The organism is Thermorhabdus hydrogeniformans (assembly GCF_049310025.1).
Lineage (GTDB): Bacteria > Bacillota > Thermosediminibacteria > Thermosediminibacterales > Tepidanaerobacteraceae > JBJYKD01.
Genome location: NZ_JBJYKD010000050.1, coordinates 1 through 12,548, shown reverse-complemented (window position 1 = coordinate 12,548; position 12,548 = coordinate 1). Strand labels below are relative to the sequence as shown.

General features: G+C 47.7%; 15 protein-coding genes. All 15 read left to right on the top strand.

Annotation, left to right across the window (positions count from 1 at the left end):
* Positions 1–232 precede the first annotated feature (232 nt).
* The 15 genes from ACKX14_RS14945 to ACKX14_RS14875 all read left to right on the top strand — a co-directional run bounded on the left by ACKX14_RS14945 (position 233) and on the right by ACKX14_RS14875 (position 12,449).
* Positions 233–961, top strand: a complete 729-nt coding sequence (locus ACKX14_RS14945) for a ZIP family metal transporter (protein WP_422449061.1) — start codon at positions 233–235, stop codon at positions 959–961.
* A gap of 125 nt (positions 962–1,086) precedes the next feature.
* Positions 1,087–2,133, top strand: coding sequence for an L-threonylcarbamoyladenylate synthase (locus ACKX14_RS14940; RefSeq protein ID WP_422449059.1), 1,047 nt, complete (start codon positions 1,087–1,089; stop codon positions 2,131–2,133).
* Between the two features lie 31 nt (positions 2,134–2,164).
* Complete coding sequence (locus tag ACKX14_RS14935) at positions 2,165–2,623, top strand: low molecular weight protein arginine phosphatase (RefSeq protein WP_422449063.1); 459 nt, start codon at positions 2,165–2,167, stop codon at positions 2,621–2,623.
* A 96-nt stretch (positions 2,624–2,719) separates the two neighbouring features.
* Positions 2,720–3,175 carry a ribose 5-phosphate isomerase B gene (gene rpiB / locus ACKX14_RS14930; protein WP_422449057.1) on the top strand — a complete coding sequence of 152 codons (456 nt, stop codon included), beginning with the start codon at positions 2,720–2,722 and terminating at the stop codon, positions 3,173–3,175.
* Positions 3,176–3,240: 65 nt separating this feature from the next.
* The gene (locus tag ACKX14_RS14925; protein ID WP_422449055.1) at positions 3,241–4,482 is read left to right on the top strand and encodes a serine hydroxymethyltransferase; all 1,242 of its coding nucleotides are present in this window, start codon (positions 3,241–3,243) and stop codon (positions 4,480–4,482) included.
* Between the two features lie 21 nt (positions 4,483–4,503).
* Positions 4,504–5,133, top strand: a complete 630-nt coding sequence (gene upp / locus ACKX14_RS14920; RefSeq protein ID WP_422449053.1) for a uracil phosphoribosyltransferase — start codon at positions 4,504–4,506, stop codon at positions 5,131–5,133.
* Positions 5,134–5,141: 8 nt separating this feature from the next.
* Complete coding sequence (locus ACKX14_RS14915; RefSeq protein WP_422449051.1) at positions 5,142–5,588, top strand: deoxycytidylate deaminase; 447 nt, start codon at positions 5,142–5,144, stop codon at positions 5,586–5,588.
* Between the two features lie 85 nt (positions 5,589–5,673).
* The gene (locus ACKX14_RS14910) at positions 5,674–6,711 is read left to right on the top strand and encodes a glycosyltransferase family 4 protein (protein ID WP_422449049.1); all 1,038 of its coding nucleotides are present in this window, start codon (positions 5,674–5,676) and stop codon (positions 6,709–6,711) included.
* A 29-nt stretch (positions 6,712–6,740) separates the two neighbouring features.
* Positions 6,741–7,898, top strand: a complete 1,158-nt coding sequence (wecB, locus tag ACKX14_RS14905) for a non-hydrolyzing UDP-N-acetylglucosamine 2-epimerase (protein WP_422449048.1) — start codon at positions 6,741–6,743, stop codon at positions 7,896–7,898.
* 525 nt (positions 7,899–8,423) lie between these two features.
* Positions 8,424–9,164: a GntR family transcriptional regulator gene (locus ACKX14_RS14900; RefSeq protein ID WP_422449046.1), complete on the top strand. Its 741-nt coding sequence runs from the start codon at positions 8,424–8,426 to the stop codon at positions 9,162–9,164.
* 4 nt (positions 9,165–9,168) lie between these two features.
* Positions 9,169–9,660, top strand: coding sequence for a PTS sugar transporter subunit IIB (locus ACKX14_RS14895; RefSeq protein WP_422449044.1), 492 nt, complete (start codon positions 9,169–9,171; stop codon positions 9,658–9,660).
* A 20-nt stretch (positions 9,661–9,680) separates the two neighbouring features.
* Complete coding sequence (locus tag ACKX14_RS14890) at positions 9,681–10,439, top strand: PTS mannose/fructose/sorbose/N-acetylgalactosamine transporter subunit IIC (protein WP_422449042.1); 759 nt, start codon at positions 9,681–9,683, stop codon at positions 10,437–10,439.
* Complete coding sequence (locus tag ACKX14_RS14885) at positions 10,432–11,247, top strand: PTS system mannose/fructose/sorbose family transporter subunit IID (protein WP_422449040.1); 816 nt, start codon at positions 10,432–10,434, stop codon at positions 11,245–11,247. The genes ACKX14_RS14890 and ACKX14_RS14885 overlap by 8 nt, the downstream gene beginning before the upstream one ends.
* 19 nt (positions 11,248–11,266) lie before the next feature.
* Positions 11,267–12,025: a sugar isomerase domain-containing protein gene (locus ACKX14_RS14880; protein WP_422449038.1), complete on the top strand. Its 759-nt coding sequence runs from the start codon at positions 11,267–11,269 to the stop codon at positions 12,023–12,025.
* A 4-nt stretch (positions 12,026–12,029) separates the two neighbouring features.
* Positions 12,030–12,449, top strand: coding sequence for a PTS sugar transporter subunit IIA (locus tag ACKX14_RS14875; protein ID WP_422449036.1), 420 nt, complete (start codon positions 12,030–12,032; stop codon positions 12,447–12,449).
* Positions 12,450–12,548: the final 99 nt, after the last annotated feature.

Here is a 12,548-nt window from a genome sequence, read left to right as displayed (position 1 = left end):
TTTACCGGCATTAAAGATATGCTGGTGGCGGCGGTGGTCTTTGCGGGGCTGTACCTGCTGAAAATAAACCCGCTCATAATGATAGTTATGGCCGCAATTCTGGGTATTGTAATATATTGAGCAGTATTTGATTTAAGTGTAAACCCGCATCGAAAACGACTTATTATCTATGCCATAATATTTGTAATATCTTAAGTGGTGGCGCATAAGATTTACCTGTGAGGTGAATCCGATGGATACTTTGTCCACCACTTTAATGGGTTTTATGGCCGGAGTGGGCGGTACCGGAGCTGGCGGATTTTACACCTTTTTTATGAAAGATACCAGCGGTGAAAAGATGAGCGAAATTTTAGGCTTTTCCGGAGGCGTCATGCTTGTGGCGGTTTTCATGGAGCTCATTCCGGAAGCCCTCCGCATTTCGGGGTTGGTTTACACCCTTATAGGAATAATAATAGGGATAGCCTTTTTAATGGTTTCCGAATGGATGATTGAAAGTTTAAAACCCGCGTATCGAATTGGTGAAGGTTATTTTGCCCGGGCTGGGATACTGCTTTTTCTGGCCATTGCATGTCACAATTTCCCGGAAGGGCTGGCCATCGGGGGCGGTTATGAGGCTTCCGAAGGCCTGGGCTTTTTGCTGGCGGTGGCTCTGGCCGTCCACAATATCCCTGAAGGCATGGCGGTAGCGACAGCCTTCCGGCTGTCGGGCATGGCGCGCCCTGCCGCATTTATATCGACTCTCATGGCGGGAATCCCCATGGGTGTCGGAACCTTGATGGGCCGACTGCTGGGCGGTATATCGCCCATGATGATAACCGCATCCCTGGGCTTTGCGGCCGGGGCCATGATTTACACCGTTTGCGAAGAGATACTGCCGGATATTTTTCTTGTCAATGAATCCTCGCCCCGGGGACTTATCTGGGGCCTGGTTTCCGGGGTGATTTTTTTCAGCCTTCTGTGAACTGCAAGGTAATGTAGAAACGCATCGATGGTGGTTCGCGGCGGCCAAAGGCACCAAAAGCGGGTCTTTACACAAGACTTAAAGTTGAGCTTCCTGGATTTTCTTTTTAGAAAAGAGGTGGAAAATTGGTCCGAACCAGGATTATTACCGTTAATAAATACAATCCCGAGCCCGATAAGATAAAACTGGCGGCGGAAATAATAAAGAAGGGGGGGCTGGTGGTCTTTCCCACCGAAACGGTCTACGGCCTCGGGGGCAATGCTCTGGATGAAAAGGCTGCTGAAAAAATTTATTCGGCAAAAGCAAGGCCCCGGGACAACCCCCTTATAGTCCACATCCATTCTCTTGAGCAACTGGATTGTCTGGTGAGAGACATCCCCGCCGGCGCCCGCCGGTTGATTGACAGGTTCTGGCCCGGGCCTCTCACCATTATATTTAATAAAAACGAAATAATCCCTTACAGCACCACCGGCGGGCTGGACACTGTGGCGATAAGGATGCCGGATCACCCGGTGGCTCTGGAACTCATAAGAGAATCGGGCGTGCCCATCGCAGCCCCGAGCGCCAATATTTCCGGACGGCCCAGCCCCACCAGCGCCCCGGATGTATTCGAAGATATGGCCGGGCGGGTGGACATTATCCTGGACGGCGGGCCCTGTACGGTGGGGGTGGAGTCGACGGTCCTGGATGTTTCCGGTGACGTGCCGGTGATTTTAAGGCCGGGAGGTCTGACTAAAGAGCAGCTGGAAGAAGTCCTGGGCCCCGTGGAACTTGACCCGGGCCTGGCTCCCGGAGAAAAGCCCAGATCCCCGGGGCAGAAATACAGGCATTACGCCCCGCAGGCCCGGATGACGGTGGTGGAGGGCCCTGTTGAGCTGCAGGTAAAAAAAATCGCCGAGCTTGCGGCAAGCCTTGAGGCCGGAGGCCGCAGGGTGGGGATAATGGCCACAGCCCAGACAAGAGACAGCTATCCACGGGGCCTTGTGATTTCGGTGGGGGACAGGGACGCCCCTCTCACCATATCATCCAACCTCTTTTCCATCCTCCGGAAATTCGACCGCCTTGGGGTGGACGAGATACTTGCCGAGGGCGTTTCAAAAGAGGGGTTGGGCCTTGCGGTGATGAACAGGCTGTATAAAGCGGCCGGATATAATATTATCAGAGTAGGATAAAAGATATGCGGGGTGATGGCAGTTGAAAAAGGTGCTGTTTGTCTGCACTGGAAATACCTGCAGGAGCAGCATGGCGGAGGGGCTTTTCAGGAAAATGCTGCGTGACCTGGGAAAGGAAAAAGAGATAGAGGTGGGCTCCTGCGGCATCGCGGCTGTGGAAGGGCTTCCGGCTTCCGACAACGCCCGAAAAGTCATGATGGATGAGGGGATAGACATTTCGGCCCACCGGGCAAGATTGCTTACGGAAGAACTGCTGGACGCCGACCTGATATTGACCATGACCAAAAGCCACAAAGACTATATAATTAACAGATTTCCACATACAAAGGGCAGGGTCTTTGTGCTGGGGGAGTTTGCCGCCGGGGAAAAAGGCGACGAAAATGTGGACATCAAAGACCCCTTTGGCGGCGGTGAGGAAATCTATCGCAGGGTGCTGGCCGAGCTGAAAGAAAGACTGGAAAAGGTCATAAAGAGATTGGAAATTAACTAGACATTCGGCGGCGTTTTGTATATAATGAACGGGAAAGTATGAAAAATTTTTGTTAAAACGCATTTTTTGTTACCCTTTGCAGAATGGAGGTAAAATATGAAAATAGCTGTTGCCAGCGATCACGGAGGTTATGAATTAAAGAAGGAAATCATAAGGCTGCTGGAAGAAAAGGGTATCGAATACAGAGACTTCGGCACGTTTTCCGCCGAATCGGTGGACTACCCCGATATAGCCATTCCGTGCGCCGAGGCCGTGGCCCGGGGGGAGTTTACAAGGGGCATAATTATTTGCGGCACCGGCATCGGAGTATGCATTGCGGCCAATAAGGTAAAAGGCGTCAGGGCCGCACTGTGCCACGACACCTTCTCCGCCAGGATGTCTCGAATGCACAATGACGCCAATGTGCTCACCATGGGCGGCAGGGTTATAGGACCGGGCCTGGCGGCGGCCATTGTGGAGGAATGGCTGAAAGGGGAGTTTGAAGGCGGCCGGCACAAGAGAAGAATAGACAAAATAACCGAGTATGAAAACAGACGCGGGATTCAAGCTTAGAGCGTTGGGGCAAGGGCCGGAGCTTTAACTTTATAAACTATTACTCTAAAAAGAGGTGAACTGGATTGGACACACTTAGACTCGTGGACCCGGAAGTGGCCTCCGCCATAGAAAAAGAGGCCGAGCGGCAGCAGAGCAAGCTGGAGATGATAGCTTCCGAAAATTTTACCAGCAAGGCCGTAATGGAGGCCCAGGGGTCCGTCCTGACCAACAAGTACGCCGAGGGTTATCCGGACAGGCGCTATTACGGCGGCTGCCAGTATGTGGACATTGTTGAGGAACTGGCCATAGAGAGGGCCAAAAAACTGTTTTTAGCCGAGCACGCCAACGTCCAGCCCCACTCGGGTTCCCAGGCTAATATGGGGGTTTACTTTGCCGTGCTGAACCCGGGAGACAGGGTGATGGGCATGAACCTGGCCCACGGCGGGCACCTCACCCACGGCAGTCCGGTAAATATCTCAGGAAAATATTTTGAATTTATCCCTTACGGGGTGTCAAGAGAGACCGGCTACATAGATTACGATGAAGTGGAAGAGCTAGCGCACCGGCACAGGCCGAAGATGATAGTGGCGGGGGCCAGCGCATACCCTAGGATCATCGACTTTGTGAGGATGTCCCAAATAGCAAGGAGCGTGGGGGCTTACCTTATGGTGGATATGGCCCACATCGCGGGGCTCGTGGCGGCGGGGCTTCATCCAAACCCGGTGCCGGTGTCGGATTTTGTGACCACCACCACGCACAAGACTTTAAGAGGCCCCCGCGGAGGCATGATCCTGTGCCGGGAGGAGTACGCGAAAGCCGTGGACAAGGCGATATTTCCGGGAATTCAGGGCGGGCCTTTGATGCACGTGATTGCCGCCAAGGCGGTGTGTCTTAAGGAAGCGTCCTCCCAGGAGTTCAAAGCCTACCAGAGCCAGGTGGTAAAGAACGCCGCGGCCCTGGCCGGAGCGTTGATGGAAAGGGGGTATAACCTGGTGTCGGGCGGCACCGACAACCACCTGATACTGGTCGATCTCAGGAATAAGAACCTGACGGGAAAAGAGGCTGAGAAAATCCTGGATGATGTCGGCATCACGGTAAATAAAAACGCCATCCCCTACGACCCGGAAAAACCCAACGTCACCAGCGGCATCAGGATAGGCACCCCGGCGCTGACGTCAAGAGGCATGAAGGAAAAAGAGATGATACATATCGCCGGTCTCATAGACGAAGCCCTCACCCACAGCGACGACGAACGTCACAAGGCCAAAGTGGCCAGGGAAGTAAAGGCCCTTTGCGAAGCTTTCCCCCTGTACTCCCGTCAATAAACCTTTGAAGGAGGCTTCCGGATGAAAAACGTCTTCGTGTTTGATCACCCGTTGATACAACATAAACTGGCGTTGATAAGGGATGAGAACACCGGCGCCAAAGAATTCAGGGAACTGGTGGAAGAACTGGCCATGCTGATGGCCTATGAAGTTACCAGAAATTTGCCGCTGGAAGAGGTGGAGATAAAGACTCCTATCGGTCCCGCCAGAGCCAGGATGATTTCCGGCAAAAAAATAGGAATTGTTCCCATTTTAAGAGCCGGTCTTGGAATGGTAAACGGCCTGCTGAAGCTCATACCCACAGCCAAGGTTGGGCATGTGGGGCTTTACAGGGACCCTGACACCCTGACTCCCGTAGAGTATTATTGCAAGCTGCCCAGCGATGTGGTAGAAAGGGAACTTATAATACTCGATCCCATGCTGGCCACCGGCGGTTCAGCCGTAATGGCGGCGGACCTTTTGAAGGAAAGGGGCGCCACCAGCATAAAGCTGATGTGCCTGATTGCGGCCCCCGAAGGAATTGAAGCGGTACACAAGAAACACCCGGATGTGGAAATATACACGGCGGCGGTGGACGAGCGGTTGAATTCCCACGGCTACATCGTCCCCGGGCTGGGCGACGCCGGCGACAGGCTTTTCGGCACGAAATAGGTGGAATCATGAGACCTTCATGGGACAGCTATTTTATGGAAATCGCCGGGGTGGTGGCGAAGCGTTCCACCTGCCTGCGCCGGCATGTGGGGGCTGTGGTGGTTAAAGACCGGCGGATACTCACCACCGGTTACAACGGCGCCCCGTCGGGTCTTGCCCATTGCGAAGATGTGGGATGCCTGAGGGAAAAAATGAATGTACCGCCCGGCGAACGCCACGAACTGTGCAGGGGCATTCATGCTGAACAGAACGCCATCATCCAGGCCGCCATATGGGGGATAAGCATAAAAGGGGCCACCCTTTACTGCACCACCCAGCCCTGCGCCCTGTGCGCCAAGATGCTGATAAACGCCGGTATCGCAAGAATCGTATACACGGGCGATTACCCCGATGAACTGGCGATGAGACTCTTAGAAGAGGCGAGAGTGGAGATAATTAACTTTTCCGGCGATTGACAATGCCGCGGATTTAAAATAAAATAATTAAGACGGAAAAAAGACGGGCCTGAAATAGGCACAAAATCGAAAGGGAGCGATTTTATTGCCTCTTTATATATACGCTTTCCTGACGGCTCTGGTCATATCCTATCTGGTGACGCCGGCGGTTTCAAAACTCGCCTGGAAGATAGGCGCCATAGACGTGCCCAGGGATGGGAGAAGGGTACATAAAAAACCGGTGCCCAGGCTTGGCGGTCTAGCCATATTTGCGGCATTTATGGCGGTGGGCCTCATAACCCTGCCGCTGAACTTCTCTTCCGTACGGGGTATGCTCATAGGCGGAGCCTTTATAGTCATGGTGGGGGTGCTGGACGACGTCTACAGCCTGCCGCCCAAAGTAAAGCTGGCGGGGCAGGTGGCTGCCGCCTGCATCCTGGTGCTGTTCGGCCTGAAGGTGGAATGGGTTACCAATCCCCTCGGCGGCATGTTTTTTCTTGGAAAATGGAGCGTACCCATAACCCTTTTCTGGGTGGTGGGGATTACCAATACCCTTAATTTTATCGACGGCCTTGACGGCCTGGCGGCGGGGATAGCCGCCATTGCCTCCTTCACCATGATGCTGGTGAATTTGAGCCTCGGCCAGAGCAATGCGGTGCTGATGACGGCTCTGCTGGCAGGGGCCGCCGTAGGGTTCCTGCCGCACAACTTCAACCCGGCAAAGATATTCATGGGCGATACAGGAGCCATGTTCCTTGGTTTTATGCTTTCGGCGGTGGCCATCGACGGTGCCGTAAAAAGCGCCACGGCCATAGCGCTTATTGTGCCCATCCTGGCGCTGGGGCTGCCTATTTTCGATACGGCCTTTGCCATACTCAGGAGGTTTGTGAACGGCAAGCCCATAATGCAGGCCGACAAAGGTCATTTTCATCACAGACTTCTTGCCATCGGCCTTTCCCAGAGGCAGGCCGTTCTTTACCTGTACTTCATAAGCCTCATGTTGGGCGCCTGCTCCATAATACTGGCGAAAGTGGGCGTGAAGGAAGCGGTCATAGCTCTTTGTGTGGTGATATTCGCCCTGCTGTTCTCCATGAGGCGCATAAATCTGGCCCGCGATGCCAAAAGGCCCACCAACAGCATGTAAATTAAATTTTTCCAAGAGGAGAGCCCGAGTTGGATAAAATAAAGTTGCTGGCAGTTTTCGGTACAAGGCCCGAGGCCATTAAAATGGCCCCCCTGGTGCGGGAATTGAAAAAAAGAGAAGCCTTCCACTGTGAAGTTGCCGTTACAGCTCAACACCGGCAGATGCTGGACCAGGTGTTGAGCCTTTTTGATGTTGTCCCCGACTATGACCTGGACATTATGACAGAAAGGCAGACCCTTTTCGATATAACCGCCCGGGCACTGAGAGGTCTGGAAAAAGTGCTGGAAAAGTCCGGCCCCGATATGGTGCTGGTCCACGGCGACACCACCACCACTTTTGTCGGAGCCCTGGCGGCCTTTTATATGCACATAAAGGTGGGGCACGTGGAGGCGGGTCTGAGGACTCGCAATAAGTGGCTGCCGTTTCCCGAGGAGATGAACAGAAAACTGACCGGCTCGCTTGCCGATCTGCACTTTGCCCCAACTCTCACCGCAAAACAAAATCTGCTGAATGAAGGCGTGGGCGAGGCCGGCATATTCGTCACCGGCAATACCGTTATCGACGCCCTGAAGACCACGGTGAAGCGTGATTTCACCTTTTCCACGGAAATCCTGAACCGCCTGGATTATAAAAATAATAAGGTGGTGCTGGTGACGGCCCACCGGAGGGAAAACCTTGGCGAGCCTCTCAGGAATATCTGCATGGGGCTCCTGGATCTGGTGGAAAAAAACCCAGACGTGGTGGTGGTCTACCCGGTGCATTTAAACCCAGCGGTGCGGGGTGTGGCCTGCAGCATACTGGGCGGGCACGACCGCGTCGTGCTGCTGCCGCCGCTGGACACCGCCGAAATGCACAACGTCATGGCCAGGTGCTACATGGTAATGACCGATTCCGGCGGGTTGCAGGAGGAGGCCCCCTCCCTTGGGAAGCCCGTGCTGGTCTTGAGGACGGAGACCGAGCGGCCCGAAGCGGTGAAGGCCGGTACCGTAAAGGTCATTGGCACCGGGCGGCGGAGCATATTTGAGGAAGCGGAAAGGCTCCTTTCTGACCGGTCGGAGTACGATAAAATGGCCAACGCCGTCAACCCTTACGGTGACGGTTTGGCGTCTCAGCGCATAGCCGACGCCATACTATATTATTTCGGCCTGACCGGCACCATGCCGGAGGAATTCGATTCCCGAATTTGACCGGATTGTGTAAAATTTTTAGCCGTCGGATCGTAATGAACACAGTAAGATGCAGGGCTTCATGTCAAGACCCCTGAATTATATTTTGTCAATTCACTTCCGGTAATATGAGGGTGATTGTTTTTCAAAAAACATAAAAAATAATTAAAGCGATTAACTTTACGATACTGCTTTATTAGCTAACCAAGCGATGTTACAATTATAATACCTGGTTGATTTCTCGGAGAAAGTCTCCTGTAAGGTATGGGGTAAAACGGAAACTATCACCTTACATGAAAGGCTTTCTCTTTTTTTCTCCTCTCATAGCTTTTTTCTCTCCTGTGTTTCTTCGGTTGATTTAAAATTCCCTTTTCAACGGTAAGAAAATGTGAGAAGAAAGGAATCAGAAAGGATTGAAGGAAACGGGGGTATCAAAATTAATATAAAAAAATTTAATATAAAAGAAGGAATTTTTGATTTTATGTCGAATAAGTTAGTATAAGAACATAATAACATAAGAATATAATGAAATAAGGTGGCGACAGAATGGTCAATAGAGAAAAACCATTACCGTTATATTACCAGCTTAAAAGTGAATTATTAGAGGATATTAAAAAAGGTATATATAAAGAAAACGAAAAAATACCTAGCGAGAATGAGCTACAGAAACTGTACAATGTTAGTCTGATAACAGTCAGAAAAGCTTTATCCGACCTCGTCCAGGAAGGAGTTTTGTACAGGATTCAAGGGAAAGGCACTTTTGTAGCAAAGCCCAAAATACAACGATATCTAAGTCTACTGAGTTTCACTGAGGAGATGAAACAAAAGGGTATAGAACTGGATACAAAGTTATTAAGGTTTACTAAGGAATATGTGGATAATGACATAGCAGAGGCATTGAAGTTAAATAGTGATAAAAGTGTATGGGTTATTGAGAGATTAAGATTGGGAAATGGTGAACCTGTGGCCTTGCAGAAAAGTTATTTGCCTTGTTATATATTTAAGAACTTCAGTGAGGAACACTTTAAAAGCAGTAATTCATTATATGAAATTTTAAGAACAAAATACGACATGGTTCCGTATAGAGCAGAAGAAGTATATAACTCAATAAATATAAATGATAAAAATATTGCAGAACAATTATCAGTGAGGCTAAAGACTGCTGCGTTTTTAGTAAAGAGGATTACTTTTAATCAGGAGGGAATTCCATTTGAATATGCAATTTCGTTGCTAAGAGGAGATAGATATTCAATACGTGTAAATTTAATTACCGAGAGGCAGGGATGATATTTTGATAAAGTTAATCAGGGTTGATGATAGGTTGATTCATGGTCAAATTATTACAAAATGGATAAAGCATTACGATATAACTGCGATAGTAGCAGTAGATGATGAGACTGCAAAAAACCCCGTATTGAAGTCCATAGCTACAATGGCTGTACCAAAAAACATTAAGTGTTCCATATGCAAAACGGAAGAGGCGAAAGATATAGTTGATTCTATTGATGATAAAGAAAACGTTATGATAGTAGTTAGATTTCCAAAAATCGCATACGAGCTGATAAAACTTGGGATAAAGGCCCCAAGACTAAATATTGGAAATGTTTCTAAAAGAGTTGGTAATCAAAAGGTGTTTGAGATTACGCATAATATTTTCATTACAGAAGAGGATGTAGGTTATTTGAATCAATTAGAAGAAAGTAAGGAGGTGAATATAGACTTTCAATTATTGCCGGAGACTCCATTTTATTTGTGGGGTAAAGTCAAGTCAAATTTAAAATAGTGGTTAAGGAGGTAGAAATTTTGATTATTAAAATTTCTTTAATTGCTCTTTTGTCTTACCTGGGAGCAATAGGGGCACCGTGGATATTTGGTACTACAGGTGGATTTTATACCCTTGGCAGACCCCTTGTAGCTTCGGCACTTGTGGGTCTTATTCTGGGTGATATGCAAACAGCATTAGAAGTCGGAATCTTAATTCAGGCAATGTATATAGGCGTTATTACACCAGGAGCTGTAATGCCTTTTGATGTGGACTATATTGGCTATTTGACCACCGCTCTTGTGATATTATCCAAAGCCGACCCGAATATTGCACCCACCCTGGCTGTGCCGGTGGGATTAATAGGCGTTACTATCTGGAATTTAATTTGGGTTATTAACGTCTACTTTGCACACAGGGCGGACAGATATGCCGATGAAGGCAATGGGAACGGCATAAAAGCCATGAATCTTGGCGCGCAGATTGTGAACTTTGCAATGAGGTTTATACCGGCATTTTTTATTCTTTATTTTGGACGTGGGTTTTTGCAGAATCTATTGAATATGATTCCGCCAATGGTTACTCATTATTTGACTGTATTGGGTGGAGTGTTACCTGCCCTTGGAATAGGTTTATTGCTTAATATGATAATAAAGGACAAGAGTTATTTCGGTATATTTATTCTCGGGTTTATGTTAGTCAAATATCTTAATCTTCCAATAATGGCTATTGCTATAATGGGAGTTGTACTGTCTATATTCTGGTTTAAATTCCAGGGAGGTGAATCATATAATGGCTGATTATAAGAAATTAAGTTCCAAAGCCTTATTCAGATCGTGGCTCACGTGGTTTTTCTTCAACGGTTCATCACAGAGCGGTGAGAGAATGCAGGGTATAGCCTTCTGCCATTCTATGCTGCCTATAATTGATGAATTGTATCAAGATAAAGAGGAAAAAGTAAAGGCACTAAAAAGGCATTTGGTCTTATTCAACGTGGAACCGCAGATAGGTAGTGTAATCCATGGTGTCACTGCAGCTTTTGAAGAACAGAGAGCAAATGGCGCGGATATTGATGATGATACTATCAATACAGTTAAAGTGGCACTTATGGGCCCCCTTTCAGGAATTGGCGATACACTTATCCCGGGTACGTTGATACCAATATTGCTGGCTATTGCTATAGGGATAACTAAAACCGCAGGAGTTGCAGGACCGATCTTCTATGCGCTACTTTATCCTACACTGATAGGTCTGGCCTCCTGGTACCTGTGTAAATTTGGGTACAATGCAGGTCTGGGCGGTATCCAGGAGATTATGCAAGGTGGAAAAATTCATGCTCTGACAAATGCTTTAAGTGTGCTGGGATTATTGGTAATGGGTGCACTTTCTGCATCTTATGTTAACCTCACTACAATTATAAAGTACACCTCGGGCAAAATGGCGATAGAATTCCAAAAAATATTAGACACTATATTTCCAGGCATGCTATCAATACTAACAGTAATTGTAGTTTGGTACCTGCTTTCTGTTAAGAAAAAGTCACCCCTATGGGTTATGGGATTTCTGTTCATAGTGACCTTCGCAGGGGTGGTTTTGAAAATATTCTAAATGAAAAGGAGTGCTTTAAATGTCAGCAAAAATATATCAAGAAAGAGCCTTAAAGATATTGAATCAGATTGTTGAAAAAGAGAACGAAAATATCAGAAAAGCAAGCGAGATAATGGCTGAAAGTATAGCCAGCGGTCATCTCGTTCATCTGTTCGGAAGTGGTCATTCGGCCATACCCGCATTGGATATCTTTCCGAGATATGGGAGTTATGTAGGGTTACATCCACTGATTGATCCTAGGCTGATATGGTTCAATGTCATTGGGCCCGGTGGCGCGAGAGAACTCTTGTGGATTGAAAGACAGGAAGGATATATTAAAAATTTCCTCCAGAGTTTTAATTTCCATAAAGAGGATTCAATGGTTGTATATTCCCATGGAGGATTAAATGCTGCACCTGTGGAAGCTGCTTTATATGCAAAAGATAAAGGTATGAAGGTAATAGCCGTTACTTCAATGGATAACTATAAACATGCTAAGCCCACACACTCCAGTGGAAAAAGTTTAGCCGACATAGCTGATGTTGTCATAGATAACTGTGCACCGTTAGAAGATGCCTTAGTGGAGATTGAAGGGCAGAAAGCCAAAATTGGTGCGAGCTCCACATTGTCAGTAATATTCATATCAATGTCTCTGCTGTGTGAGACAGCAAAGCTGCTTAGGGAAAAGGGAATTGAGCTGCCGACATTTGTTTCACCTAATGTTGCCAGTTTGCCGAAAGATAATAATGATATGGTTTATGCAAAATATACTGAATATGTGAAGAATTTAAAGGTGTGATTTGATGATGAAAATAGTACTGGTAGGCCATGGGGATTTTCCTCATGGCCTGGCTAATGCTGCAAAAATGATAGCTGGCGATATAAGTTTTTTAAAGCCCATTAGCTTTGACGAAAACGATGATATATCCAGTTTTGAAAAGAAGTTAAAAGTTGAAATTGAAAATAGTCATGAAGATATTTTAGTTATGGCAGATCTGTTCGGCGGTAGTCCTTTCAATGTTGCAATGAAACTGGCCAGCCAACATCAAAAAAACAAGGTAAAAGTCTTGACAGGGGTGAACCTTCCTATAATTCTGGAATTATCATCTTTGCTGTTAAACGGTTATGACATAGATATTATTGTGTCCCAACTGATAGCAACAGGCAGAGAAGGAATTGTGGAGGGATTTCAGCAACTGGGTTTATACAACGGGGATCAATAGGAGGATAGAAGTTGCTAAAGAGATATTTGATTCTAGTGTAGAAACCCTACTTTTTTACTTCTTTTCCCGAACCTTGAAAATTTCATAAGGAATGTTTTG